This window comes from Vibrio agarilyticus (assembly GCF_012641465.1).
Taxonomy (GTDB): Bacteria; Pseudomonadota; Gammaproteobacteria; order Enterobacterales; family Vibrionaceae; genus Vibrio; species Vibrio agarilyticus.
The window spans coordinates 93,065-118,479 of the sequence record NZ_JABAIK010000010.1 but is presented as its reverse complement, the minus strand read 5'-3'; the positions used below and the strand labels follow the sequence as shown (position 1 = coordinate 118,479).

Sequence of the window (25,415 nt, the reverse complement as noted above, 5' to 3'; positions counted from 1 at the left end):
AGCGATCAGAAAAGCATAAAACACCCCTTGAAGACGGATTTTTTTCGTGATCTTGGTTAAGAGTGAAATAGTGTTCATTGAAACGTTTTAGCCAGACGTCTGTTTATAGTAAATAAGTGCTAATGGTTATTGTGTATAAATATAGTAGCACCACGTGATTTTTTGAAGCGAGATGTTTGTTTTTTGTTTTATTTTAATTGAAATAAAGAGCAAGGTATAGAGTTTGATAAAAAATTTTACTATTAATGTGTTTTTATCTTAGGTTAGCTTGAGGATTGCGCCTGATTTTTTTGATTGATTTGTCATTAGCGGATGTGGCTTGAGTTTGACGAGTAAGGTTTAATTTAACTTTATGATTATACGATGCGCATGAGTTGAGCTAGGTGCCTGTCAAATCTCTTGATAATTTGTTTTCGTAGTAAACTTTTTGAAAAATATGCTACGGGAATAATGTTTGAATAACCAAACCCATCAATTATTATTAGATCATATTCTAGCTCATTTTTAAATTTACAACATATATTTTGGGGTGGAAGGTCGGTTATTGAAATATTGTTGTCGATAAGACTCCTTTTTAGTTCGATAAGTTTATTAGCAAGTTCGCTATAATTTAAAGATGATATTAATTGTGCTAATGTTTTTGATGGACGACCGTCATAATCCTTAATTAATGGAAAGGTCAATCCTTTTCCCAGATTAGTGTTAACCCAACAAATGGGTTTAGCAATGAATTCGATATTTTTCAAATGACGTTTACTGTATTTCATTTCCTGTTTGCTTTCGTTTCGTTTTCGTTTTCGATGCCAATATACTTTTATACATTGCTCCTCATTTTCTGGATTTTTATAACATGCTCGTTCTGAGCCTTTAGCAATAAATGAATTATCTAGTAAAGTAATCATATTCAACCTGAAATATGTAATAGCTAAATGACTAAATATATTATTCATTTTTGTATTTAATAATGAGAACGTGATCACCAGCTGAATGTTTAGAAAATCTATTGCATATTATGTTATTTTTTGAAATTTATGAATGATAGCAAAATGATATAAAATCCTGTTACTATCGCTGAGTTCTCGGTTCTGAACCCGTGGAGGGGGCATGACTCGGGAATAATCTGGTCAGGTTACTTTGCCTGCTCTCATGCATGGTTTAAACTGGCGTCTTTTCTAGTGATCGCAGGTATAATATGAACCCCATTCTACCTCTCATCGGTCGCACCGATGCTCTGTTTACGCAAGACATTGCCCAGCACGAAGCTGAGCTTTCTAACATCGTTTCTCAGTCTCGTTTTCTGGTTCTTGGGGGCGCAGGCTCGATTGGCCAAGCGGTGACCAAAGAGATCTTCAAACGTCATCCGAAAAAGCTCCACGTTGTCGATATCAGCGAGAACAACATGGTGGAATTGGTGCGCGATATTCGCAGCTCGTTTGGTTACATCGACGGTGATTTCCAAACCTTCGCACTCGACATTGGCTCGATTGAGTACGATGCGTTCATCAAGGCCGATGGTCAGTACGATTACGTACTGAACTTGTCGGCACTTAAGCACGTTCGCAGTGAAAAAGACCCGTTCACCCTGATGCGCATGATTGATGTCAACGTGTTCAACACCGACAAAACCATTCAACAGTCGATTGACGCGGGCGTGAAGAAATACTTTTGCGTATCAACTGATAAAGCGGCGAACCCTGTCAACATGATGGGCGCATCTAAGCGCATCATGGAAATGTTCTTGATGCGCAAGAGCGAAGAGATCGCCATCTCTACTGCGCGTTTCGCCAACGTGGCATTTTCCGATGGCTCTTTGCTGCACGGCTTTAACCAGCGTTTGCAAAAGAACCAGCCGATCGTGGCACCCAATGACATTAAGCGTTACTTCGTGACGCCACAAGAATCAGGCGAGTTGTGTCTGATGTCGTGCATATTTGGTGAAAATCGAGACATTTTCTTCCCGAAATTGAGTAAAGCATTGCACCTCATCACGTTTGCCGATATCGCGGTGAAATACCTCAAGCAGCGCGGCTATGAACCTCATTTGTGTACCAATGAAGATGAAGCGCGCAAACTGGCGCACACGCTGCCTGCGCAAGGCAAGTGGCCATGCCTGTTCACTGAAAGTGATACCACCGGTGAGAAAGATTTCGAAGAATTCTTTACCGACAACGAAACCCTCGATATGGCGCGTTTTGACAACCTTGGCGTGATCAAAAACGAACCACTGTACGAGCCTGAAAAGTTGGCGCTGTTTGAATCGACCATCGCGCAGATGAAAACGGACCGTGCTTGGACCAAAGAGCAAATCGTTGAGCTGTTTTTTGCCATGCTCCCAGATTTTGGTCACAAAGAGACCGGCAAATACCTCGATAGCAAGATGTAAGGAATGAGCATGAAACCGTCATCGATTGTCGAGTTTGTTCGCGACACCTATCAAACCAACGATTTCATTCCGCTGCATGCGCCGACCTTTGATGGCAATGAAAAAGCGTATGTGATGGAAACCATCGACAGCACCTTCGTGTCCAGCGTGGGTAAGTTTGTTGATGAGTTTGAACACAAAATTGAAGCCTTTACTGGCACGGCGAAAGCGGTGGCCACCGTTAACGGTACGGCGGCCTTGCACGCGGCGCTTTACATGGCGGGTGTTGAGCGCGGTGATTTTGTGATCACCCAAGCGCTGACGTTCGTTGCAACTTGTAACGCGCTCTACCACATGGGCGCGGAGCCAATCTTTGTTGATGTGTCGCCAGTGAGTCTTGGCTTGTGCCCTAACGCGCTTGAGCGCTACCTTGAAGAGCACGCAGAACTGACCGAGCAAGGCTGTTTCCATAAAGGGCGCAAACAACGCATTAAAGCGGTGGTGCCAATGCACACGTTCGGCCATCCGGTAGAATTGGACGAGCTGATCGCGGTTTGTCACAAGTGGCAACTTGCGCTGGTGGAAGACGCAGCGGAAAGCCTAGGCTCTTTTTATAAAGGTCAGCACACCGGGACATTAGGTGAGTTTGGCGCGGTGAGTTTTAACGGCAACAAGATCATCACCACTGGTGGTGGTGGCATGGTGCTGTGTCGCGATCTGGAAGATGGCAAGCGCACCAAGCACGTGACCACCACGGCAAAAGTGCCGCACCCGTTTGAGTTCTATCACGATGAAGCGGGCTTTAATTACCGCATGCCAAACCTCAATGCCGCGCTTGGTTGCGCGCAGATGGAAGTACTCGATAGTTACTTGGCGCAAAAACGCGTGCTTGCCGCGCGTTATGAGCAGTTTTTTGCGGGCAGTGACATTCGTTTTGTCACGGAGCCAAGTTACGCGCAGTCAAATTACTGGCTGAATGCCGTGATTTGTCCAGACAGCGAAATGCGCGATGCGCTGCTGGCGGGCACCAATGATGCTGGCGTGATGACCCGACCGATCTGGAAGTTGATGCACCGCTTACCGATGTTTGCCAATGCGCCGCGTGGTGATTTAACGCAATCGGAATTTATTGAAGCGCACTTAGTCAACCTTCCTAGCACCCCCTTAGAGATTAAGTAATATGAGAAAAATAGCGGTATTTACAGGAACTCGAGCAGAATATGGTCTCTTATACTGGATAATTAAGGGGCTGCATGAGTCTTCGGAAGCGGAGCTTCAGTTATTTGTGGGAGGAATGCATTTATCACCAGAATTCGGTAAAACGATAGCGCAAATCGAGTCTGACAACTTTCCTGTAACCGAGAAACTGGAGTTTCTTTTATCTTCCGATACACCTGTGGGCATTGCGAAATCAATGGGGTTGGCATTGATCAGTTCTGCAGATGCGTTTGAAAGAACTAAACCTGATTTATTGGTGGTTTTAGGCGATCGATTTGAATCGATGGCTATCTGTCAAGCTGCGATGGTGGCGCAAATACCGATAGCACATATTCACGGAGGAGAAACAACCGAAGGACTTATTGATGAGGCCGTGCGTCACTCTATAACAAAAATGTCGCATTTACACTTCACGGCGACTGAAGAGTATAGACAACGTGTGATTCAACTTGGAGAAGATCCTGCGCGTGTATTTAACGTCGGAGCGCCTGGTATTGATAGCATCATGGCGTTAGATCTTTTATCTCGTGAAGCCCTTTCAGAGTCTATCCAATTTGATCTTACGGACTCTCCGTACATGGTTGTAACTTATCATCCAGTGACATTGAGTCGTGATGGTGCGGTAGACGATCTAAAACAGCTCTTGGCTGCACTGCGTGAGTATAAGGAGCATAAGTTTCTTATTACATATCCGAATGCGGATACTCATGGGCGTGCCTTGATTCCATTGTTGGACGATTTTGCACGCGAATTCCCAGGAAGGGTGTTGTTAGTTCAATCTTTGGGTCAATTGAGGTATTTAAGCGCACTGAAGTATTGCGATTTGGTTATAGGAAACTCATCAAGTGGTCTTATTGAAGTTCCTACATTCAAAGTTCCAACCATAAACATTGGGAATCGTCAAAAAGGTCGTATTGCAGGAAATACAGTAATCAGTTGCGATGGCAATAGATCCTCAATTCAAGGGGCAATCAGCGAAGCGTTGAGTACTTCGTTTAGAGATAAGTGCCGCACTTCAGTAAACCCTTATGGCATTGGCGATAGCTCCAGAAAAATTGTGAATACCATTCTAAATGAGAGTCTGAATGATCTTGTTTTTAAATCATTTTTCGACATTAAGTAGGGCGTGATGAAAGTTGGTTTTATTGGGTGCGTCGATTCGAGTCGATCAGCACTTCAAACGTTACTTGGTGTAGATGGCTTAACGGTTTCTGCGGTAGTGACTCGTGATCAATCAGCAGTTAATGCCGATTTTTGTGATTTAACGGATCTTTGTTACGAAAATGAAATTCCAGTACATCTTGAAGATCCTAAAGCGCGTGCTGAATCCGTTGCGTTTTTTACCTCTTTTGACCTAGATGTCATTTTTTGTATTGGATGGAGTTATTTACTCGATGAGAGTATGTTAGCGCTTCCCCGTATCGGAGTTATTGGGTTTCACCCAGCCAGTTTGCCGAACAATCGAGGCAGACACCCTATTATCTGGGCATTAGCGTTAGGACTAAAAGAGACTGCATCAACGTTATTCTTGATGGACGCTGGAGCTGATTCAGGACCGATTGCGAGTCAAGTTCCCGTTCCAATTGAAGATACAGATAACGCGACGAGTTTGTACGAGAAGATTTTGGCAGTTTCAACAAATCAAATTGCTAGGCTTGGTGCTGAGCTAGTTGAAGGAACAGCGACATTCGTGGAACAAGAGCATTCGCAGGCCACTTACTGGCGTAAAAGAAGCCGTAAAGACGGTATGATCGATTTTAGAATGAGTGCTAACGTGATTCATAATCTTGTTCGAGCGCTGGCACCGCCATACCCTGGTGCAGAGTTTGGCTTTGGTCAAAAGTATATTTCTGTCCAAAAGAGTCGCATTGCTGTAGAGAGTTATCCTTTAAATATCGAACCTGGAGCCGTCTTGGCTAAAACTAGCAATGCTCTGTTAGTCAAAACCGCTGGCACTGAGGCGATTTGGCTGTTGGACATCGAATACGGTGATATCGCAGTAGGGGATTATTTATGAAAACGGTTCTCGTTGTTGCTCCCCACGCAGATGATGAAACGCTGGGTTGCGGTGGTACTATTTTAAAGCTCATCGAGCAGGGTTACCAAGTTCATTGGTTGCTCGTAACCGGGATGACGAAAGAGTCTGGATATTCAGATGCTCAGATCGAATCAAGGCATGATGAGATTCTAAAGGTATCCAAACAATATGGTTTTAGTGCTACTCATGAGTTGAATTTACCTCCTGCTCGTTTAGAAACGTTAGCGAAGGGGGACGTGATTGGCCCCATTTGTAAGGTCATTAGTGAGATCAAGCCAGAGATTGTATTCTCAGTTTATCGCAATGATGCGCATAGCGACCATGAAATTGTGTTTGATGCGGTCATGTCGGCAACGAAGTCGTTTAGGTATCCATTTGTTAAAAAAGTTATGGCTTATGAAACAATGTCTGAAACGGACTTCGGCATGAAACCTGAAGATGGTGGGTTTAGACCCAATATTTTTATCGATATAGCGCCATATTTAGCTAAAAAGCTCGATATTCTTGAAATATTTGAATCTGAAGTGGGTGACTTTCCTTTTCCTCGCTCAAGGAAAGCTCTGCAATCTTTAGCTTATGTCCGTGGTGCTCAGTGCAATACTGAAGCGGCTGAAGCATTCATGTTGATTAAGGAAATTTTATGACCCTCGTTATTGCTGAAGCCGGTGTGAACCATAACGGCGATGAAGCCTTGGCGTTTCAGTTAGTGGATGCGGCCCATCAAGCGGGCGCGGACATTGTGAAATTTCAAACCTTTAAAGCGAAAAACTTGGTGACCGAGCAGGCTAAACAAGCCGAATATCAAGTCACCAATACTCAAAAAGAAGAATCACAGTTGGCGATGCTAAGCCGCTTAGAACTCTCTTATGAGGTGCATCATCAATTGGTGCAGCATTGTCAGTCGCTGGGGATTGAGTTTCTCTCGACCGCGTTCGACTTAGAAAGTCTGGTGTTCTTGGTCGAAGATCTTGGTCTTAAGCGCCTGAAGCTGCCATCTGGCGAGTTAACTAACGCGCCTTTGGTGCTTGAGCATGCTCGCACTGGGTGCGATTTGATCGTTTCAACTGGCATGGCGACCATGGCCGAAATTGAAACCGCACTGGGCGTGATCGCGTTTGGTTACACCGCTGAGCGCGATGCCGAGCCATCGATGCAAGCGTTCCAAGAGGCGTATGCCTCGACGTTGGGGCAACAAGCACTGAAAGAAAAAGTGACCATCTTGCATTGCACCACCGAATACCCCGCGCCAATGAAAGAGATCAATTTGCGCGCGATGGACACCTTGGGCAGCGCGTTTGATTTACCGGCGGGTTATTCTGATCACAGTGAAGGGATCACCATTCCCATCGCGGCGGTGGCGCGCGGCGCGGTGCTGATTGAAAAGCACTTCACTCTCGATAAAAACATGGAGGGACCAGATCATAAAGCGTCCCTTGAGCCACATGAGCTGGCGGCGATGGTGACGGCGATACGTCAGGTGGAAGTGGCGCTGGGTAGCCGCGTAAAATCGCCCACTGTGTCGGAAGTGAAAAACAAAGCTGTGGTGCGAAAAAGCTTGGTGGCCGCGCGTGCGATCAAAGCGGGCGAAACCTTTGATGCCGATAATGTCACTATCAAACGTCCGGGCTCGGGTCAATCGCCATACCATTACTGGGATTTGCTCAAGCGCCGCGCAGAACAAGATTACCAAGCCGGAGATCTGATCCTTGAATAAACTCGATAGACCGATTGTGCTGATCGGTGGCGGTGGGCATGCCGCGGTGTTGGCGGACCTGTTGCTGCGCCAAGGCGAAACCATCGCGGCGGTGATCGCTCCCGATGAGATTGCCGAGCGCGGCGTGTTTGCCCAGTTGCTGCAATTGGGCACGGCGCACCATCGTCAAGACAGCGATGTTGCGCAGTTTGCCCCAGAGTCGGTCTATTTGGTGAATGGGTTAGGGATGATGCCGAAATCGAGTTTTCGCAAGCGTCTTAACCAAACGTTTCTTGCCAAGGGGTATCAGTTTGCCTCAGTGATTGCCAAAAGCGCAGAGATCTCCCCCTTCGCCACGCTCGAAGATGGGGTGCAAATTCTTGCTGGGGCGATCGTTCAAGCGGGCGTGCACATTGGCGCGCACAGCATCGTCAATACCGCAGCCTTAGTCGAGCACGATTGCGAGCTTGGGCAATACAACCACCTTGCGCCACGCGCGACCTTGTGTGGTCAAGTCTGTGCGGGTGACGATGTGTATATCGGCGCGGGTGCGACGTTGATTCAATGCTTATCATTGGGCACTGGCGCGATCGTTGGCGCAGGGGCACTATTGACCCGCGATCTTGCGGCTGGCGAAATCGCCTATCCAGCGAGAGCGATAATTAAAACAATTGAAAATTAAAGAAAGGTGATCCATGAGCCACTGTTGGAATAACGTGCTGATCAAACCCGACAACACCATGCGTGATGCTTTGGAAATCATCAACACTGAAGCGCTGCGTGTGGTGCTGGTGGTCGATGAAGCGCAGCGTTTGCTGGGTGTGGTCACCGATGGGGATATCCGTCGAGGCTTGCTGAAAAATTTACCGCTGACGGAAACCGTCGACAAGGTGATGAACACGTCTCCGACTTTTGCGCCAGTGGATACCTCACGGGGTGATCTGATTGCTCTGATGGAGAAAAAGAGCATTCTTTCGTTGCCACTGGTGAATGAACACGGCGTGGTGGTTGGGTTGGAAACCTTGCATGGCGCACTGCATCAACCTAAGCATGCGAACCCAGTCTTCATTATGGCCGGCGGCTTTGGCACTCGACTGCGTCCATTGACGGATACTTGCCCTAAACCGATGCTCAATATTGGTGGTAAACCAATCTTAGAAACGGTGATCCGCAGTTTCATTAAGGCCGGTTTTGAGAACTTCTACATCTCCACGCATTACATGCCAGAGCAAATCGAAGCACATTTTGGTGACGGCAGTGATCTTGGCGTGTCGATCACTTATGTGTATGAAGACAGCCCACTGGGCACCGGTGGCGCATTGGGGTTATTGCCGAAAGATCTGCCGAAAGATTTGCCGCTCATCATGATGAATGGCGACGTGTTGACCAAAGTGGATTTTCAGCGTTTGCTTGATTTTCACGTCGATAATGACGCGGATGCGACCATGTGTGTGCGCGAATACGAATACCAAATTCCGTATGGCGTGATCAACGGCGAGGGCAACAAAATCGTCGGTATGGTGGAAAAGCCGATCCAACGCTTTTTTGTTAACGCAGGGATTTATGTTGTCTCACCGCGAGTTATCCAATCGGTGCCAATGAATCACCGCATCGACATGCCAACTCTGCTTGAAGAGCACATGGATGAGCGAGACAAGATCATGATGTTCCCGATTCACGAATACTGGCTTGACATCGGTCGCATGGACGACTTTAACCGTGCCCAAGCGGACATTCATACCTTGGGGATGTTGTCATGATCCATGGTAAGCGCGTGATGGCGATCATTCCTGCCCGTGGGGGCAGTAAACGTCTGCCGAGAAAAAATGTATTACCCCTGGCAGGAAAACCACTGATCGGTTGGTCAATTGATGCGGCGCTGAACAGCAAGTATGTCGATCACGTTTTTGTCAGCACGGATGATCAGGAAATTGCTGAGGTTGCTCGTCAGTTCGGTATCAACGTGCCTGAGCTAAGGCCGGCAGAGTTGGCGACCGACACTGCATCGAGCGCCAGCGTATTAAGCTACACAGTAGAAAAATTTGGCTCACAGGTGGATATTGTTGTGTTATTGCAACCCACCTCACCGCTGCGAACTACGGAACACATTGATCAAGCACTTGATCTTTACATGGCAAAACAGGCGATTTCAGTGATATCTGTCACGCCTTGTGAGCATTCACCGTTATGGGCGAATACTTTACCAGATGATTTCTCGATGGAGGATTTTTTGCCTTGTCATGCACAGACCCGCTCGCAAGATCTTAAGCCTTATTATCGGCTTAATGGTGCAGTCTACGTGATTGATGCGCAAGCGCTGAAAGATATGGGCTCGATTCCTTATACCGAGCGCACTTTTGCTTATGAGATGGGAAACCACGTCTCGTTTGATATCGACCAGCAGTTAGATTTTGAATTGGCGGAATTTTTCATTCAAAAACAATTGGCGCCCTAGGTTATCATCTCAGATAAAAGAGCCGGTCTTTAAGATCGGCTCTTTTGCGCAAGTATTAATCGATGCGTCGCCATCATTGACCCAGCTTAACAAGATAGCTCCTCAAAGCCTTCAATCTTTTTCACGTTGATGGCGTTAAATTGACGGCGCAACTCTTCACGAAGCACCGGATCGGGGTAATCGTCTGAAACTGTATAGATGGGCATTGTAGGGTAGAGTAATCGACATGTGAACATCACTGTTGAGTAGGTACCCACAAAACCAGACAGCTTGATACCTTTGTCAATTAATTCAATTTCAAGCGGATACTCACTTTGGTGATAGATGATGTTCTCGTTACGCTCTAATGCTTCACGAACTTCTTTGCGCTCGGTTCTATGTGGAAAATAGAGAATTTTGTGTTTGGCTGAGATGGTGAGTTCTTCTAGTTCTTGAACATACTGTTTTATTGATTTCTGGTATTTATCTCCAATCGCTCCCTGTCCAATGTATCCAATCGGTGCATTGGTGTTATAAAGATTAGGATGCCCATAATGGGCTTTAAGCCGTTCAAGTGTGTTTTTATGGACGGTGTGCGTCGTTGGGTCTAAATCAAACATCGTGAAGAGCTCGAGATGCTCTGAGGGTGCAAGATGACCAATGGGCTTGCAGCCTTGTAAACGAATAAGCCAATCTTGAATCAAACGAGGGCGATAAAAGGGCGCTTTGGAATAAATGTACTTTGGGTACTCGCGTAATGTCATCGTGCCATCATCAAAATATATTTCTTGCGCGATAGGCAAATTTTTGATCATAAGCTTAGTGCGCCACGAGTTGTATTCAGCATAAAAAAAACGCTCAATAGTACGCTGTTGTATGATTTTTTTTATTTTTTTGATTGCTTGGGGCACTTTGAAGCTACGATGAGTACGGTCAATTTGAATCACATGCGTCCAGTCACTGAAGTCTAGTAATTTGTCTTGCTGGGCAATTCCTTGAGCTTTGTCTTGATTAACTAGGAGCAATAGACAATCTTGGCACCCAAAGTACGCCTTTGCTTCCAATGCAAGGACGTATTGCAATGGTGATGTGACTAAAAAAAGGTTCATTTATTAACTTCCAAAATCGAGTTTAAGGTGCGCTGTAACGAGCCTCGATTATGCTTTACTACTGTATCTGCAGCCAGAATAAGAGAGTGTTGTTGTGCTCGGTTGCTCAATAATCGACTCACGGTAGTGTTTATCTCTGCTGCATCGCAAATTTTTATTGCATTGTGCTTAATTAGTGCTTCTGTGATGTCAGCAAAATTAAAGTAACTTGGCCCTGTAATGATGGGCACACCAAGTGCGGCTGGCTCTAGCATATTATGCCCCCCGACTTTATCGCCAAGTAGGCTTCCCCCCATAAAACAAACATCCGCAGCGCCTAGCAAGACCAACATTTCGCCCATAGTGTCGGCAAGGTACACTTGCGTTTCTTGTGTGGGGAGCATGCCGCTGGTGCGTCTGGTGCAGTGAAAACCTTGCTGCATGGTTAAGGTATAAACATCATTAAAACGCTCTGGATGACGCGGCACGAGGATCAAAAGCGCTGTGGGGTGAGCCTCAAGAACCACGTTATGGGCAGCAAGTAGAATTTCATCCTCGCCCCTGTGTGTGCTCGCAGCAATCCATATTGGCCTAGCGTCATTTTGGCTCAACTGCGCTTTTAGCGCCTTGCCTTGTGTGCGGATTTCTTCTGAAATATCAATATCAAACTTGATTGATCCCGTGACGCTAAGGGAGTTTTGCGCAACGCCTAACGCCGCAAAACGGTTGGCGTCACTGTCAGACTGACACAACACTTGAGTCAGGCAGGGAGCGATAATGTCAAAAAGGGGCTGAATCTTGGCATAGTTACGCCGGGATTTTTCAGATAAACGTGCGTTAACCACGAAGATCGGAATGCCCGCGTGATGCACGGTAGTGAGCGTATTGGGCCACAGCTCGGTTTCGATTATCAGCAGTTGAGACGGGTTAATGGCTTTAAGAAATCCGCGAACCGCAAAGCCAAAATCAAGCGGCATATAACGATGCTCAACCAAATCGCCCAGCTTTTTCACTTGCTCTGCACCCGTACTGGTGGTGGTCGTGACGACAATCAAAGTGTCGGGACGCTGCTTTTTTAGAGCTTTAATCAATGGAATCGCGGCTAACGTTTCGCCCACTGAAACTGCGTGAATCCAGATCGGACGCTCCGCAGTTTCAAGCTTTGGCGTTACGCCAAAATGCTCTTTCCAGCGCAAACCAAATTGCGGCTTATTGGGCTTTTTTCGATATAAACCATACAGCAAGAAGGGGGCGGCAAGCAGCAGTACGAGAGTGTAAAGCGTTAGAATAACACCTTGTTTGACGCGCACGTTCATGACTCACCTGAAGCTGAGGTATCAGCGTTAGTGGTGGGTGAGACGGCGAGCCCTTTAATGGCATCAAGCACTTGTTGTGGCATCAACTTATTAAGACAATCAAGGTGAGTAAGTGGGCACTCACGCTTAAAGCAGGGGCGACATTCGATGTCTGTGTGCACCATTGCGACGTTTTCTGCTAGCGGTGGCGTATATTTGGGTGAGGTTGAGCCATAAATGGCCACAACACGGCAACCGACTGCTGCCGCAACATGCATGAGTCCGGAGTCGTTACTGACGACAGTATGGCACGCGCCAAGCAGATCAATCGCCTCGACAAGGCTGGTTTGCCCTGCGAGGACATGAACCTGGGTTTGTAAGTCATCACTGACCAATTTTTTGATGTTGTTACAACTGTCGAGATCTTTGGCAGAACCAAACAGCCAGATCTGATGGCCTTGCTGACATAGCGCCTCGGCAACGGCCGCGTAATGGCGCTCTGGCCATTTTTTTGCTGGACCAAACTCAGCGCCGGGGCACAAGCCAACAATCGGACGATTTGAGGTGAGTGAGAACTTACTCATAGCCGCTTGCTGCAAATCGCTATCAACACGCAGCATAGGGCGCGGTAAATTGGCAAGGCCACCGAGCGCACTTGAACCCGTCATCTTATTTTTAGGGTAGGCTAGCGCCACATAGCGCTCGACCATGTATTGAAACGCTTTTTTATTCGGTCTTAAGTCGTTTAACAGTCCATAACGCATTTCGCCTTTCCAACCCGTGCGCGTAGCAATGTTGGCAAACCAAGGAATGAGCGCTGATTTTGCCGAATTGGGTAACACATAGGCGTGATCATAGTGTTCACTTCGCAGCGAGCGACCTAACTCACGGCGGCCAAGGAAGTTGAAATCGCCATGGCCTAATGGCATCTCGATGGCTCGGTTCACTTCGGGCATACGTTCGAGAATCGGCTTGCACCAAGCTGGGGCCAATACATCGATTGTGGCATTAGGGTGCTGCTGCTTTAAGGTTGTGTAAAGTGACTGTGACATCACCATATCGCCAACCCATGATGGGCCAATAATGAGGAATTTCATTGTTTATTTTTCCAATACAACAACCTCATGAACCACTCGTAGGTGCGAAATGACTCAATGAAGATTTTGTCAAAAAACGTTATTTTCGATTTATCTTTACGATGACTGCCGATGGTAGAGCTAACGCTCGCTCTCGTAAACAAACTTGGCTGAATACTGTAGGTTTGGATATGATGCCGCCATGGCTTTTCCATATAATCATCAACAGGTTCAATAAACTGTACCGCGTGTTGGCTTAGATTTAACGCGGCGCTCGGGGAGATCGCATAGCTGGTAGCCCCCGTTGTACCCTTGGCAAAGCCGCCGAGTGAGTAATCGAGTGTAAGAGGCAAAAATGAGTGAAATTTGCCACGTTTGGTCGCAGAAAGTTTGATGAATTCGAACTGCGCGATAATGTCATCCACTTTATCAATAACGTTCTTAGCATTAGGTGAAATATCAACGTTATCCTCAATCACTAGGATAGGCTCATCAATGGCAACGCAGTGTTGCCACAGCGCAAGATGGCTCGCAAAACACGCGACTTCACTTGAAAGTAACGAATACCCTTTACGTAGGCGTGTGAGCCTGTCGTTATAGCGCTCAGAGTACGTGAAAGGCGATTGAGCGGCATCAATGGCGTCAAAAAATTCGAATTCGATTTCGGCTTCAGCCATCTTTTCAATCATGCGTTTGCGACGCTCGGTTGATCGAAATAAACTAATTACGAATACTTTCATTTATTGCCATCCTAGCGTGTTAATGACTTTGTTTATAGGTAATATACCCAAGCAACTTCAGGTGGGAAGTGGAATGCCGCGTTAGTTTAGCCATTTGGGGTCTTTATAAGGGCTAATTTCATCTGGATCTGGCCGCGTTCTTAGTAGCTGGAAAATCCACATGTACTGCTCAAGATGCTCGGTAAGTACTTGCTCCAGATAAGCGTTCATACGTCTGGTATCGATAGCATCGTCATTGCTGGGGAAATCGTGCCATTCAGGGTAAATATCGATGTGGTAACGACCGGTTGTAAGATCAAAACGGGTAAAACAGGGGACTACTTTCGCGCGGCTTAATTTTGCCAATTTGCCCAACCCCGGAAGGGTGGCTTTTTCGGTGGCAAAAAAGTGGCTGAACACGCTGAGCTCTCGGCCATGATCTTGATCGGGAAGATAGTAGCCAAGGTAACCTTCACGAATCGATTTCATATACGGTTTGATTCCGGCGCTGCGTTCAAAAATGCGTGATGTGTCAAATTGCATTCGTTGGCGATGCATAAGCCAATCAGCAACAGGGTTTTTTTGCTGTTTTACCATCGCAACCACAGGACTGCCTTTTGCCGCGAGCAAAATCGGCAACACATCAATTGCCCATGTATGGGGTGTCAATAAAATCACATTGTCGCCGCGCGCGCGAACCGCTTCAAGGTGCTCTAAGCCTTGAATCTCGCTATGGCTTTCAAGGTAACGCCGACCAAGCAAGGAGATTCGTGGAAAACTGAGTAAGAACGCGCCGGCGGTTGTTAGGCAATCTTGAACAATTTTTTGTTTTTCCGCGTCGCTTTTCTCAGGAAAGCAGAGACTTAAATTTACCCAGATATTACGTACGGTGCCGCGGCGTTTTTGCGCTAAATATTTGGCCGCAAGTCGCGCCATAGCGATATGCCATCGCTTGGGCAGCAAAGAAATAGGCACCCCAACCAGTAGCGCAAGCCAAATTCCCCAATACTTTGGTGACAAAAATCGCCACTGAAAAGTTGGATTGTAGGCGTTAGCGGCGAGATCCGATTTGGTCATGAATGGCGTGCTCAGTGTGGTTAATTTTATGCTAGCTAAGGGGCTGGGTTAGCGAACCGGGAACATGATAAAAGGCGAGCCAATCGAACTCGCCTTCGATACTGCTTGCTATCGTCTAACGGTTTTGTAGCGCCAAATATTCCGCCACACCTTCGGCGACGGTTTTAAATTCAACGTCACAGCCTGCTGCGCGGAGCTTAGTTAGATCCGCTTGAGTGAATTCTTGATACGCGCCTTTTAAGTGCTCAGGGAAAGGAATGATTTCAACTTTGCCTTTGCCATGATGGGTTATTACCGCTTGAGCTACCTCATCAAAAGATTCTGCACGGCCAGTACCACAGTTAAAAATGCCAGAGACGCCGTGTTTAAAGAACCAAAGATTGACTGCGCAGACGTCACCAACGTAAACAAAATCGCGTTTGAAATCGGCGCTGCCTTCAAACAAGCGTGGGTTTTCACCGGCAAGAATTTGATTGTTCAGATGAAATGCAACAGAGGCCATGCTGCCTTTGTGATCTTCACGTGGGCCGTAGACGTTAAAGTAACGGAAACCTGTGATTGGCGGCAGTGTTTCACCATGCGCTTTGGCATCGGCCCAGACGCGGCGAACATAGTTATCAAATTGCTGTTTGGAGTAGCCATAGACGTTGAGCGCACCTTCGTACTCGCGCTCTTCAATAAAGGTTTCGGTTTCACCGTAAGTGGCGGCAGAAGAGGCATAAAGGAACGGAATATCACGTTCGATACAGTAATGAAGCAACTCTTTTGAATACTCATAGTTATTGAGCATCATGTATTTGCCATCCCACTCTGTGGTCGCAGAGCATGCTCCTTCGTGGAAAATTGCTTCAATCGGGCCAAAATCGTCGCCCGCCATGATCTGAGTGAGGAAATCATCTCGATCCATGTAGTCGGTGATATCAAGATCTACCAGATTCTTAAATTTTTTGCCGTTTTTTAGGTTATCAACCACCAAAATGTCGTTGATGCCAGCGTCATTGAGGGCTTTAACGAGATTGCTGCCAATCATGCCAGCACCACCAGTTACAATGATCATAATTGTTCCACCGATTAAGTTGTTATGCCGCAGCATAGCAAAAAAGCAAGGGGTATGAGAAGTCGACAATCAAATGAGCCCCAATGACATAAACAAATTATGTCATTGGGGGTGAACAGTGCTGTTAGCGAATCTATAACGTCAAATAGATAGGCTATATACCCAAACCATTTGGCGTTGCAGGAAGGCGGCAAAAGAATGAGACCCCATGAGCATAGGTGAACTATGTGATTGGGGCGAATGAATGCAGCCAACGAATCTGCAGCGTCAAATGGGACGGGTATAGTTAATACCAAACATACCGCGCATTGGTCACATCAAAGAGCTTGTATTTGCGATTCAGCGTTTGGCCACCATCACGTGTAATGGGTTGCCATGCAATCGTGCCACGATTAACGCTCGGTTTGATGGTTAACATGTCAAACGGAATCGAAACATAAAACCCTTTGTTATAGCTTCCTTCGCCGTACTCTTCGGTGGTGAGGTCTGTTTTCGTTGCGTAAGCACCGACGATCATTCCTGAGTCAAACCGTTTGGCGAAATCGACCCGCAACCCGTTGTCACCGCCAAGGAATTTTCCAGCGCTCACTTGAAAGCGAGAGCCTTCCAGCCACTGCCATTTCGGCAAGTAGTAAACGCTAGCTTGGCCTGTATGGCCCTCATCTAGCACGTAAGCTTGACAGGAAACATTGCCCGGCGCGCAGTTATTGGCGTTATACCCATCGTAATAGAAAAAGGGTTCTCGATAGGTTTTTAACCAGCTATCGACTTGGCGCTGACTTACTAGATTCCAATCAATGCCAAAGGCCCAGTTACTGTTTGCTTGGCGATAGAGCACTTCACCGCCAACACCGGCAAACATAGTTTCAAGGTAACCGCCATACACCTGAGTGAATAGGTTTTCAGAAGGCTGACCAAACCAAGTTAACTGTAAATTACTTAAACGAACCGGATTATCGTGCACATAGGCGCGAAATAGCGTGCGAACACGCGGCACCGAGAAGTTATCGATATGAGGGTTTTGGTCAACGTAGTTGTATTTGTCGTAGTTATCAAATAAGTTGACATAAATCGACCCGCTGGCTTCGATGGAATCGGTCAGCCAGACATGCCCATTGAGATTAACTCCGACACTGTAGAGATAAAACGACTCAGGCCCCCCAAAAGATTGTTGCAAGCTGGGGGAGAGGCCTGCATTCCAACGCTCTTGTTTGCGGCCAAAGACGGTGTCAATTTCACCCGTTGCTGTTTTATAGCCACTGCTGGCGCGGTCTTTCGCTTCGCGATTTAATGCAGCATATCGTTTGTTTGGCAATGCACGTTCAATCGAGTCATTTTCTAACGTAACATTTTTTGATAAGGCTCTATCTGCTACAGGTTGCTGCATCGCGGATGAGGCAATAACCGCATCGTCAAAACGCGCGCCAATGTATTCATGGTTGGCGTAAGCGCGATAAGCGTTAACATCAATATCGGTTTGCGTGAGCACCAAGCCATTGCGCGTCTCGATGATTCTGAGTGTGGTGATATTATCCATTTCACCAATATGATTGGTCAAAATAGCCGCGGCGCGATCAATGCCTTCTTGGCGGTCGCGATATTTTTTCTGCTCACCGGTCAAGACGAGCGTGTCACCCATTTTTTCAGCGCTACCACTGGCTGGTTGTTCTAGGCTCGCGTGATCCGCTTTCAAAAGTGCTAATTGACTTTGCTGAAAGCCAGCGTTACTGGCGAGTAAGTTGACCACAGGCTGCCAATCCGCATTTTGGCTAAGGCTGTTCGTATTTTTTGGAGCGTCAGTGACAGGTTGATACGCCACTTTTGGCGTATCGCGCCAGTTGGCACTCATCTGGTTAAAATTGGTAAATAAGTTAACGCCAAAGGTGAGTGTGTCGCCACGTTGGTAACTTAAACGTAAATCAACGAAATCATTGGCTTGATAAAGCAAACCTGCGTTCCAAGGGGTGTGCTGAGGTAGTGGCTTCCCCCGTTTTACAGGGAAATCATCACTGTAATCATTGCCATCGTATTCGAGCTTTAATCTCAGTGGCGCATGAGGGGTTTGGTATTCCAAACCGCCATATATTGCCGCAGGGCCTTTAAACCAGCGCCCGGCATCAACCGAGCCACCGCTACCTGAAAACCCATCGTCGCGATGACAAAACTCATCACTGACTTTACACAGCGGATTGGTGATGTTGCCGCGCTGGCCCAAATAGCCCCAACCAATACCTAGAGTAACATCTAATGGGCCAAAACGTTTGGTGGCGGCGAGGTATTCACCATCAAACAGTCCAGTGCCGCCAATGTCGCGAATACCAATTGCCGCTTCTGGCAAATAGTAACCTTCTTGCCAAAGGCGTAATTTCACATCAATGCCTTTGTCGGTGTAGAGATTATCACCGCTGTAATCGGGGTTGGGGTTGTAGAGCGTATCAGGCACGCGAGTGTAGCGAACAGTGGATTCAAGCCAAGAAAACAGCTGAATCGATACCGCGTATTGCTGATAATCATCGTTAAATGATAAGCCTAAGCTAAACTCGCCTTCGGGCGCCATGCGAGCACTGGGCATCTGCAGTAGACCAACACCACCGAAGTCCGTTTGTGACGGTGAGAGGGTGGTTGACGCAGCTTGAACACTTAAAGGCAGTAGGGCCAATGGCGCGATAACAGAATAAATAGGCTTTACCATGATGGGGAACTCATACTGATTAGTTCAACAAATTCGCGCTCAAGCGCTTGCCAAGGTTCGGATTGATCGCTGCTGCCAATGATGATGGTGCTACCAAGCGCCGGCTGGTAATGAGCATTGTTCCAATAGGCGTAATCCACCCGCTCAATCGTGCCATCGGGTGCAATTACCCAAGCGGTGCTTTTATTCGAATGACTGTTTTGGGCGCTCAGCGTAATGGTCGCAATATAGTCACTGAGCTCATAATCGCTGTGATAAGGCAGGGTATGTTCGCCATAAGCGCCGAAAACCCACACCGAGTTTGGTCGTGAACTTAAAAGAAGCTGATACTCACCACTGAGCAAAGGGTTTAGCGCGCTGCGTAGGCGAACTCGGTCGAGATCTAACTCGATTTTTTTCCGAGCAGCAAATTGCTGGTTTTTCATCTGTAAAAGTAGCAGCTGCGCGAGTATGGCATTGTCATCATTACTATTGGCAATCGTATTGAGTTTGGTGCTGAGCTGGTGGACTAACTCAGTAATGAGAGGGCTTTCTTGTATCGCAATGAAATGGTGACCTTCGGTGAAATTGGCCGCGAGAGATGGCTGATTAAGTGTCGTGACGGTCTTGCGCCAATGATGCGCTGCATTTGTGAGTACCTGTTCTAAACGCACCGCCTGTGGGTATTGTAAGCTCAGCTCGGGAGAGGGGGCACTTACCGCGCGCACCATTACCGTGACAGTGGATTCGTGCATAGTGTCACTGTGGCTTTCTGCAATAGCAGTAATGGGTTGTATAACTGTCATTGCACTTAACAGTGCTGTGAGTAATGCTGAGCGGCAACGCAGCTGGTGCGCGGACAAACGCTTCATACCCATAAGTGAGCGTTTAAAAAGTAAAAACATCATAACTCACTCCGGCTTTGTTGAATCGGCTAGGAACGGATTGTTCTGGTCAGTCTTGCCATTATTTGGCGCGATATAAGGCTTGACAAATTCCATCTCAATCACATCTTGCTCGGGGCCCAGTTGCTGGCGTGTTTTGCGCACTACATCATCGGAATCCACCCAATAATGGTTGATGATGTGTTGATTTAACTTTGGAAATTCAACACGCTCTTGCCAATAAGTTACCTCACCTTGCCAAAGAGGCAGAACCAGTGATTGGTGAGAGATAGCAAGCAGCGATACGTTGGCATGATTGTCATAGGCATTGTTGGGCTGCCAATCGTAAGTGGCGGTGTTATTTCTCGAATCATCAATGCGGCGAATGAGGTTATGTGAAGGCAGATGAACCGTTTTGATAATTCGACCATTTTGCGTAGCAATCATTGCATAATCGGAAGAGACCCATTTGAGCTGCGGGGCTTGGCCGTTAAATGTCTCGTCAATATGCGAGAGCACCATAAAGGCGCGCGGGCCATCATTCACCGTGACATAAGCACTCGCGTAAGGAAATTGTTGCAACTGCTCTTCGCTCATCACGACATCGGCAGCGCCAATAAACGCCTCTTTTAGCGTAGCGTTCAAATGACTAGAGGGCTGACTACAACCAAGCAAACTGAGGCTGGTGAGCAAAAATAGCCCCTTAGATTTGGCAAACATGTAGCGGGCAAATAGCGTTCTAGCCCACAGATTAGCCAAGATGAATTTGGTGAATAAATGCACATTTAACATATTTTGGGTTCACGAAAATAAATGAAAACAAAGTGCAATAGCAATAAAAATAAATTATGCACGCCGCGCAATATAATTTTGAAATGAAATTCTATTTTTAAATTTTTGTTGTGTTAGATAGATCAATTCAATATGGGTAAATGATGTTATCACGGATCCAATTGTGGGCTATGAATCTCGGTGATGTTTTTTATGTTCTACCCATTGATTATCAATTGGATTTCCACAAATTTTAAGAAAAAAATAAAAGAAGCGACCCAGAGCATTAAAAGATCTGGGTCACTTCTTTGGCGAGTTAGCAAAACCTAGCTAACCAGCATCTCACGACGAGCAATTAGTTAGTACCGTCAGAACCTGTCGTTCCATCATTGCTGTCACTTGCGGCAACAGCAACCACACTAACTGCTACAGCAGCCGTTACAGCAACAGCGGTAGTTGATACTGCACCTGCAGCAACACCTGCAGCAGCGGCAGTGCTGCCAGTTGCGGTTGAAGTTGCAGCTGCAGCAGCTTCAGTTGCTGCGTAAGCAGATGTTGAAGCACCAAGTGCGACAAGCATCGCTAGAGCAATCTTTTTCATTGCGATTTCCTTGTTAATTAACGTAATAAACATCGATGTTTGAGGTTATTTATCTACACTCAAAATATTAGAACAAAGATAAATAAAATCACCTCATCTAGATAATAGAGAAAAAGAGGCCAAGTTGTAAACTGTGGATATGATCTCAGTTTACAAAACCCCTAGTGATTGAGATACCGTTCCCAGTTTTATAGTCATACTGATGGTTTTTTTATCAGTAGTGTGAGGGTGGTTGTGAAATCCTTTAGTATAGCGTTCCAACTCTGAGAGAAAGGTCACAGTTGAATTGATTTTAACTGAGAGATGAAATATTACGGTGAAAATCACACAATTTGCTTATTCATTGGCAAAATTAGCTGGTATGCTATCGCTAAAAATAAACAAGGATTTTCGCGAATCGTCGCCGAAAATACCCTAGAGGCAGGCACCATAAGCCTGACCAATTGATAAAAATTATTTCGTGATACTGCGCCAAGCAAGGCCAGTAGTGCGTATTTACAGTACGGTTGACATGGAATTGAACAAAAAACTGCCCCTTATTGCACTAATGCCGCTGCTTTTAGTGGGCTGTGCTGTACCCGGCTCAAACTTGAATCCATCGGATTTGCCTCTAGCGACTTCTGGCGAATTATCAAATAAATCGAATGTCAATGATGCTTCACTGACTGATGCGATCAATCTTTATCCACTAAGCCCAAGCAATGTAGCAATACTCAAAGTTGCAGAGCGTTTTAATCCCACCCCAAATCCACAGCTCGACGCGCTTGTCGCCGCTTATGAATACCGTGTAGGTCCTGGCGATATTCTAAATGTTACGGTTTTTGACCATCCGGAACTGACCATTCCGGCAGGTTCATACCGCAGCGCGTCCGAAGCGGGTAACTGGGTTCACGCCGATGGCACAATATTTTACCCTTATATTGGCACGGTTGTGGTTCAGGGAAAAACGGTACGTGAAATTCGTGCTGAGATGGCGCAGCGTTTGAGTAAATACATCGAAAGTCCACAACTTGATGTCAACGTAGCGGCTTTTCGAGCGAAAAAAGCCTATGTGACCGGCGAAGTCTCTAGACCGGGCCAGCAACCCATTACCAATATTCCTCTTACTTTGCTTGATGCGATCAATAATGCCGGCGGATTAGCCAGTGATGCTGATTGGCGCAACGTGGTATTAGCTCGCAATGGCGTTGAAACTAACGTATCGCTTTATGGTCTGATGCAGCGTGGTGATTTAACCCAAAATCATCTGTTGCACCCGGGGGATATTATTCATGTGCCGCGCAACGACAGCCAAAAAGTGTTTGTGTTAGGTGAGGTAGACGAGCCGCAACTGCTTACAATTGACCGAGTAGGGATGAGCCTCACTGAAGCGCTGAGTAGCGTGGGCGGCATTAATGAGCTTTCTGCCGATGCTACGGGCGTGTTTGTGATTCGCAGCAGTGATGATAAGAGCCAAAGCATGGCCAACATCTATCAGCTCAACATTCAAGAAGCCTCGGCACTCGTACTAGGCACCGAGTTTGATTTGCAGCCTTATGATGTGGTTTACGTGACTACCGCGCCAATAACCCGTTGGAACCGTGTGATCAGTCAATTGCTGCCAACCATCACTGGCTTTAACGAAATAACCGAAGGTGTGTTAAGAGTACGGAATTGGCCGTAGGATTGAAAGCTTGGACCACAGCTCTTCATACTTAGGAGTAAAACTTGTTTAACAAAATTTTAGTTGTGTGCGTCGCAAACATCTGCCGTTCTCCAATTGGTGAGCGTATGTTGCAAGACCTATTACCAAATAAGCAGATTGCTTCAGCAGGCATTGCAGCAGAAAAAAGCCGTATGGTAGGAAAGCCCGCAGACCCATTATCGGTTGAAGTGGCCGCAGAGCATGGCATTGATGTGAGCAATCATCAATCGAGACAGATTACTGCAAGCATGTGCGCGGAATACGATTTGATTTTGGTAATGGAAAAAGGCCACATTGATGCACTAGGTCAAATTGCACCAGAAGCTCGCGGAAAAACCATGCTGTTTGGTCAATGGATTGGACAAAAAGACATTCCCGACCCATATCGCCAAAGTAAAGAAGCGTTTGATTTTGCTTGCAAATTGATTTACGAATCAGCCCAAGCTTGGGCAAAAAAACTGTAATTTAGTAACAATAGAGCTTGAGCATGTTTCAAGCAAAACATGAATAACAACACCTTTTATTATTATGACCCAAACCAAATCTCAACCTGACAATGATGAAATTGATTTAACTAAGCTGTTTGGCGTGTTGCTGGATGCTAAGTGGACTATCATTCTCACCACTTTTGTTTTTGCGCTTGGCGGTATTGCCGTTGCTCTGCTTTCTACCCCTATTTATAAAGCAGACGCTTTATTGCAAATTGAGGAGAAAAGTGGTGGTGGCATCTCTGCGATGGTTGGGGATATGGGGGAGTTGTTTTCACAAGAGTCTTCAGCCAGTACAGAAATTGAAATCATCAAATCGCGGATGATTTTGGGCGACACAGTAGAAAAATTCAATTTGACCACCGTCGCGACACCCATCTATTTACCTGTAGTTGGCAGTGGTATTGCGCGCTTAACAGACAGCCAAAACGGTATTAGCGTAAGCCGTTTTGAATTTCCAAAGTACGATATTGGCCAAGTGCTGCGAATTGTGTTGACTGAGCCAGAGGCGAATCGCTATCAGCTGGTGGATGATAACGATAATGTGATTTTATCTGGCACCGTAGGTGAATTGGCAGAAAGCGGTGAATATCGCCTGTTTGTCGCGCAAATCACCGGTGAGACAGGCGCTGAATTTTCACTATCAAAACGCAGTAATTTAGAAGCGATTGAGTGGTTAAAACAAAACCTTGTCGTGACTGAGCGTGGTAAACAAACGGGTATTTTAGAGCTTAGCTTTGAAAGTGCTGACCGCGTTCTCGCTGTGAAGTTACTCAACGACATTGCGCAAAACTACTTTTTGCAAAATGTCGCGCGTCACTCGGCAGAAGCAGAAAAAAGCCTAACCTTTTTACAAGGCCATTTGCCAGACATAAAAACTGAACTCACTGGCGCGGAAGATACCCTGAATGCTTACCGTCAAGACAATGAATCGGTTGATTTAAATTTAGAAGCACAATCGGCGCTTAAGGTAATGGTAGAGCTTGAGGCTCAGCTTAATGAGCTTACCTTCAAAGAGAGTGAAATCAGTCAGCGTTTTACCAAGGACCACCCAGCTTATATTTCACTACTCGATAAGCGGGAGACTCTACTTAAAGAGAAAGAGCGCTTAAACCGACAGATTCAAAAACTGCCAAAAACACAACGTGAAGTGCTGCGCTTAATGCGCGATGTTGAAGTGAGCCAAGAAATGTACCTTCAGTTGTTAAATAAGGTACAAGAGCTGAACATAATTAAAGCAGGTACCGTTGGAAATGTTCGTATTTTGGATGAAGCTCAAGCGTTTGCTCAGCCGGTAAAACCAAAGAAACCTTTGATTGTGGTGTTGGCAACGCTGCTTGGGGGAATGCTTAGTGTTGCAGTCGTTCTGGTCAAAGCGGCGCTGCATAAAGGGGTGGAAACACCGGAAGAGATTGAGCAATTGGGGCTTTCGGTTTACGCCAGTGTGCCTAAATCGGATTTGCAGCTTAAATTAGCTGAGCGTTTAGGTGTAGGTAAGAAAAAGCCTTTGCTTGGTACCATGAGCTTACTTGCTGAAACTAACCCTGCAGATCTCTCGGTTGAGGCGTTGCGTGGCCTGCGTACCAGCTTGCATTTTGCGATGATGGAAGCCAAAAACAATGTGGTGATGATCTCAGGTCCTGCGCCTGGTATTGGTAAATCGTTTGTCTCTACCAACTTTGCTGCCGTAGCCGCGAAGACAGGCCAAAAGGTGTTATTGATCGATGGTGATATGCGTAAAGGGTATTTACAGCAATGTTTTGGCTTAGACTCGAATGATGGTTTATCTGACCACTTAGCCGCTAAAATTGGCTTAAATGACGCAGTAAAACAGACTCAAATTGAAAACTTGGACATCATGACGCGTGGCCAAGTGCCACCGAATCCATCAGAGCTTTTGATGCACCCGCGCTTTAAGGCATTGGTTGATTGGGCAAGTGAAGAGTACGATCTAGTCATCATCGACACTCCACCTATTCTTGCCGTAACCGACCCAAGTATTGTCGGTGCTATTGCCGGAACCACATTAATGGTGGCGCGCTATAGTTTGAACTCAATTAAAGAAATTGAGTTTGCCAGAAACCGATTTGAGCAGTCCGGTATCGAAGTGAAAGGCGTCATTCTTAACGCAACTGAAAAGAAAGCCTCAAGTTACGGATACGGCTATTACAACTACGCCTATTCAAGTGACAGTAAATGATTTGAGAGTGAGCGCCGAAGATTGGTGCTCATTATTTATTGATTTAAGTGTAAATAAGA

General features: G+C 46.3%; 23 protein-coding genes. 12 read left to right on the top strand and 11 right to left on the bottom strand.

The window, feature by feature from the left end; all coding sequences use genetic code 11:
• Nucleotides 1-356: 356 nt before the first annotated feature.
• The gene (locus HGP28_RS11745; RefSeq protein WP_168836660.1) at nt 357-902 is read right to left on the bottom strand and encodes a YrbL family protein; all 546 of its coding nucleotides are present in this window, start codon (nt 900-902) and stop codon (nt 357-359) included.
• 290 nt (nt 903-1,192) lie between these two features.
• Between HGP28_RS11745 and HGP28_RS11740 the strand changes: the two genes are divergently transcribed.
• From HGP28_RS11740 to HGP28_RS11700, 9 genes are read left to right on the top strand one after another with little or no spacing between them, the layout of a single operon-like run.
• Complete coding sequence (locus HGP28_RS11740; protein WP_168836659.1) at nt 1,193-2,383, top strand: UDP-N-acetylglucosamine 4,6-dehydratase; 1,191 nt, start codon at nt 1,193-1,195, stop codon at nt 2,381-2,383.
• 9 nt (nt 2,384-2,392) lie between these two features.
• Nucleotides 2,393-3,541 (top strand): LegC family aminotransferase, encoded by a 1,149-nt coding sequence (locus tag HGP28_RS11735; protein WP_168836658.1) that lies wholly within the window; start codon nt 2,393-2,395, stop codon nt 3,539-3,541.
• 1 nt (nt 3,542) lies between these two features.
• Nucleotides 3,543-4,703: a UDP-N-acetylglucosamine 2-epimerase gene (neuC, locus tag HGP28_RS11730; protein WP_168836657.1), complete on the top strand. Its 1,161-nt coding sequence runs from the start codon at nt 3,543-3,545 to the stop codon at nt 4,701-4,703.
• Between the two features lie 6 nt (nt 4,704-4,709).
• Nucleotides 4,710-5,597 (top strand): methionyl-tRNA formyltransferase, encoded by an 888-nt coding sequence (locus tag HGP28_RS11725; RefSeq protein ID WP_168836656.1) that lies wholly within the window; start codon nt 4,710-4,712, stop codon nt 5,595-5,597.
• The gene (locus HGP28_RS11720; protein ID WP_168836655.1) at nt 5,594-6,262 is read left to right on the top strand and encodes a PIG-L deacetylase family protein; all 669 of its coding nucleotides are present in this window, start codon (nt 5,594-5,596) and stop codon (nt 6,260-6,262) included. Before HGP28_RS11725 ends, HGP28_RS11720 begins: the two co-directional genes overlap by 4 nt.
• On the top strand, nt 6,259-7,332 hold the full coding sequence (neuB, locus tag HGP28_RS11715) for an N-acetylneuraminate synthase (protein ID WP_168836654.1): 1,074 nt from the start codon (nt 6,259-6,261) through the stop codon (nt 7,330-7,332). Before HGP28_RS11720 ends, neuB begins: the two co-directional genes overlap by 4 nt.
• Nucleotides 7,325-7,993 (top strand): acetyltransferase, encoded by a 669-nt coding sequence (locus HGP28_RS11710; protein ID WP_168836653.1) that lies wholly within the window; start codon nt 7,325-7,327, stop codon nt 7,991-7,993. Before neuB ends, HGP28_RS11710 begins: the two co-directional genes overlap by 8 nt.
• A 13-nt stretch (nt 7,994-8,006) precedes the next feature.
• Entirely contained in the window at nt 8,007-9,071 is a 1,065-nt protein-coding gene (locus tag HGP28_RS11705) for a nucleotidyltransferase family protein (protein ID WP_168836652.1), read from the top strand.
• Nucleotides 9,068-9,766 carry an acylneuraminate cytidylyltransferase family protein gene (locus HGP28_RS11700; RefSeq protein WP_168836651.1) on the top strand — a complete coding sequence of 233 codons (699 nt, stop codon included), beginning with the start codon at nt 9,068-9,070 and terminating at the stop codon, nt 9,764-9,766. The genes HGP28_RS11705 and HGP28_RS11700 overlap by 4 nt, the downstream gene beginning before the upstream one ends.
• Nucleotides 9,767-9,852: 86 nt before the next feature.
• On the opposite strand, the gene HGP28_RS11695 is transcribed toward HGP28_RS11700, so the two are convergent.
• The 10 genes from HGP28_RS11695 to HGP28_RS11650 form a co-directional block, all read right to left on the bottom strand.
• Complete coding sequence (locus tag HGP28_RS11695; protein WP_168836650.1) at nt 9,853-10,854, bottom strand: polysialyltransferase family glycosyltransferase; 1,002 nt, start codon at nt 10,852-10,854, stop codon at nt 9,853-9,855.
• On the bottom strand, nt 10,851-12,149 hold the full coding sequence (gene waaA / locus HGP28_RS11690) for a lipid IV(A) 3-deoxy-D-manno-octulosonic acid transferase (protein WP_168836649.1): 1,299 nt from the start codon (nt 12,147-12,149) through the stop codon (nt 10,851-10,853). The genes HGP28_RS11695 and waaA overlap by 4 nt, the downstream gene beginning before the upstream one ends.
• On the bottom strand, nt 12,146-13,225 hold the full coding sequence (gene waaF / locus HGP28_RS11685) for a lipopolysaccharide heptosyltransferase II (RefSeq protein WP_168836648.1): 1,080 nt from the start codon (nt 13,223-13,225) through the stop codon (nt 12,146-12,148). The genes waaA and waaF overlap by 4 nt, the downstream gene beginning before the upstream one ends.
• The gene (locus HGP28_RS11680; RefSeq protein WP_168836647.1) at nt 13,222-13,944 is read right to left on the bottom strand and encodes a glycosyltransferase family 25 protein; all 723 of its coding nucleotides are present in this window, start codon (nt 13,942-13,944) and stop codon (nt 13,222-13,224) included. The genes waaF and HGP28_RS11680 overlap by 4 nt, the downstream gene beginning before the upstream one ends.
• A gap of 81 nt (nt 13,945-14,025) precedes the next feature.
• Complete coding sequence (locus HGP28_RS11675) at nt 14,026-15,000, bottom strand: lipid A biosynthesis (KDO)2-(lauroyl)-lipid IVA acyltransferase (RefSeq protein ID WP_168836646.1); 975 nt, start codon at nt 14,998-15,000, stop codon at nt 14,026-14,028.
• A gap of 115 nt (nt 15,001-15,115) precedes the next feature.
• The gene (gene rfaD / locus HGP28_RS11670) at nt 15,116-16,057 is read right to left on the bottom strand and encodes an ADP-glyceromanno-heptose 6-epimerase (protein WP_168836645.1); all 942 of its coding nucleotides are present in this window, start codon (nt 16,055-16,057) and stop codon (nt 15,116-15,118) included.
• A 286-nt stretch (nt 16,058-16,343) separates the two neighbouring features.
• Entirely contained in the window at nt 16,344-18,629 is a 2,286-nt protein-coding gene (locus HGP28_RS11665; protein ID WP_439333855.1) for a YjbH domain-containing protein, read from the bottom strand.
• Nucleotides 18,630-18,742: 113 nt separating this feature from the next.
• Nucleotides 18,743-19,636: a capsule biosynthesis GfcC D2 domain-containing protein gene (locus tag HGP28_RS11660; protein WP_168836643.1), complete on the bottom strand. Its 894-nt coding sequence runs from the start codon at nt 19,634-19,636 to the stop codon at nt 18,743-18,745.
• Nucleotides 19,637-19,639: 3 nt separating this feature from the next.
• A complete protein-coding gene (locus tag HGP28_RS11655) occupies nt 19,640-20,404 on the bottom strand; it encodes a YjbF family lipoprotein (RefSeq protein ID WP_168836642.1) in 765 nt (254 codons plus the stop codon).
• Between the two features lie 334 nt (nt 20,405-20,738).
• On the bottom strand, nt 20,739-20,984 hold the full coding sequence (locus tag HGP28_RS11650) for a hypothetical protein (RefSeq protein ID WP_168836641.1): 246 nt from the start codon (nt 20,982-20,984) through the stop codon (nt 20,739-20,741).
• Nucleotides 20,985-21,495: 511 nt separating this feature from the next.
• Between HGP28_RS11650 and HGP28_RS11645 the strand changes: the two genes are divergently transcribed.
• The 3 genes from HGP28_RS11645 to HGP28_RS11635 all read left to right on the top strand — a co-directional run bounded on the left by HGP28_RS11645 (nt 21,496) and on the right by HGP28_RS11635 (nt 25,356).
• The gene (locus HGP28_RS11645; RefSeq protein WP_168836640.1) at nt 21,496-22,647 is read left to right on the top strand and encodes a polysaccharide export protein; all 1,152 of its coding nucleotides are present in this window, start codon (nt 21,496-21,498) and stop codon (nt 22,645-22,647) included.
• Nucleotides 22,648-22,691: 44 nt separating this feature from the next.
• Nucleotides 22,692-23,132, top strand: coding sequence for a low molecular weight protein-tyrosine-phosphatase (locus tag HGP28_RS11640; protein WP_168836639.1), 441 nt, complete (start codon nt 22,692-22,694; stop codon nt 23,130-23,132).
• Nucleotides 23,133-23,196: 64 nt separating this feature from the next.
• Nucleotides 23,197-25,356, top strand: a complete 2,160-nt coding sequence (locus tag HGP28_RS11635; protein WP_168836638.1) for a polysaccharide biosynthesis tyrosine autokinase — start codon at nt 23,197-23,199, stop codon at nt 25,354-25,356.
• Nucleotides 25,357-25,415 lie beyond the last annotated feature (59 nt).

Bases quoted from the DNA above. Each gene is read 5' to 3' on its own strand.
- HGP28_RS11745 (WP_168836660.1), bottom strand. From the start codon at position 902: ATGATTACTTTACTAGATAATTCATTTATTGCTAAAGGCTCAGAACGA.
- HGP28_RS11740 (WP_168836659.1), top strand. From the start codon at position 1,193: ATGAACCCCATTCTACCTCTCATCGGTCGCACCGATGCTCTGTTTACG.
- HGP28_RS11735 (WP_168836658.1), top strand. From the start codon at position 2,393: ATGAAACCGTCATCGATTGTCGAGTTTGTTCGCGACACCTATCAAACC.
- neuC (WP_168836657.1), top strand. From the start codon at position 3,543: ATGAGAAAAATAGCGGTATTTACAGGAACTCGAGCAGAATATGGTCTC.
- HGP28_RS11725 (WP_168836656.1), top strand. From the start codon at position 4,710: ATGAAAGTTGGTTTTATTGGGTGCGTCGATTCGAGTCGATCAGCACTT.
- HGP28_RS11720 (WP_168836655.1), top strand. From the start codon at position 5,594: ATGAAAACGGTTCTCGTTGTTGCTCCCCACGCAGATGATGAAACGCTG.
- neuB (WP_168836654.1), top strand. From the start codon at position 6,259: ATGACCCTCGTTATTGCTGAAGCCGGTGTGAACCATAACGGCGATGAA.
- HGP28_RS11705 (WP_168836652.1), top strand. From the start codon at position 8,007: ATGAGCCACTGTTGGAATAACGTGCTGATCAAACCCGACAACACCATG.
- HGP28_RS11700 (WP_168836651.1), top strand. From the start codon at position 9,068: ATGATCCATGGTAAGCGCGTGATGGCGATCATTCCTGCCCGTGGGGGC.
- HGP28_RS11695 (WP_168836650.1), bottom strand. From the start codon at position 10,854: ATGAACCTTTTTTTAGTCACATCACCATTGCAATACGTCCTTGCATTG.
- waaA (WP_168836649.1), bottom strand. From the start codon at position 12,149: ATGAACGTGCGCGTCAAACAAGGTGTTATTCTAACGCTTTACACTCTC.
- waaF (WP_168836648.1), bottom strand. From the start codon at position 13,225: ATGAAATTCCTCATTATTGGCCCATCATGGGTTGGCGATATGGTGATG.
- HGP28_RS11680 (WP_168836647.1), bottom strand. From the start codon at position 13,944: ATGAAAGTATTCGTAATTAGTTTATTTCGATCAACCGAGCGTCGCAAA.
- HGP28_RS11675 (WP_168836646.1), bottom strand. From the start codon at position 15,000: ATGACCAAATCGGATCTCGCCGCTAACGCCTACAATCCAACTTTTCAG.
- rfaD (WP_168836645.1), bottom strand. From the start codon at position 16,057: ATGATCATTGTAACTGGTGGTGCTGGCATGATTGGCAGCAATCTCGTT.
- HGP28_RS11665 (WP_439333855.1), bottom strand. From the start codon at position 18,629: ATGCCCAGTGCTCGCATGGCGCCCGAAGGCGAGTTTAGCTTAGGCTTA.
- HGP28_RS11660 (WP_168836643.1), bottom strand. From the start codon at position 19,636: ATGATGTTTTTACTTTTTAAACGCTCACTTATGGGTATGAAGCGTTTG.
- HGP28_RS11655 (WP_168836642.1), bottom strand. From the start codon at position 20,404: ATGTTAAATGTGCATTTATTCACCAAATTCATCTTGGCTAATCTGTGG.
- HGP28_RS11650 (WP_168836641.1), bottom strand. From the start codon at position 20,984: ATGAAAAAGATTGCTCTAGCGATGCTTGTCGCACTTGGTGCTTCAACA.
- HGP28_RS11645 (WP_168836640.1), top strand. From the start codon at position 21,496: ATGGAATTGAACAAAAAACTGCCCCTTATTGCACTAATGCCGCTGCTT.
- HGP28_RS11635 (WP_168836638.1), top strand. From the start codon at position 23,197: ATGACCCAAACCAAATCTCAACCTGACAATGATGAAATTGATTTAACT.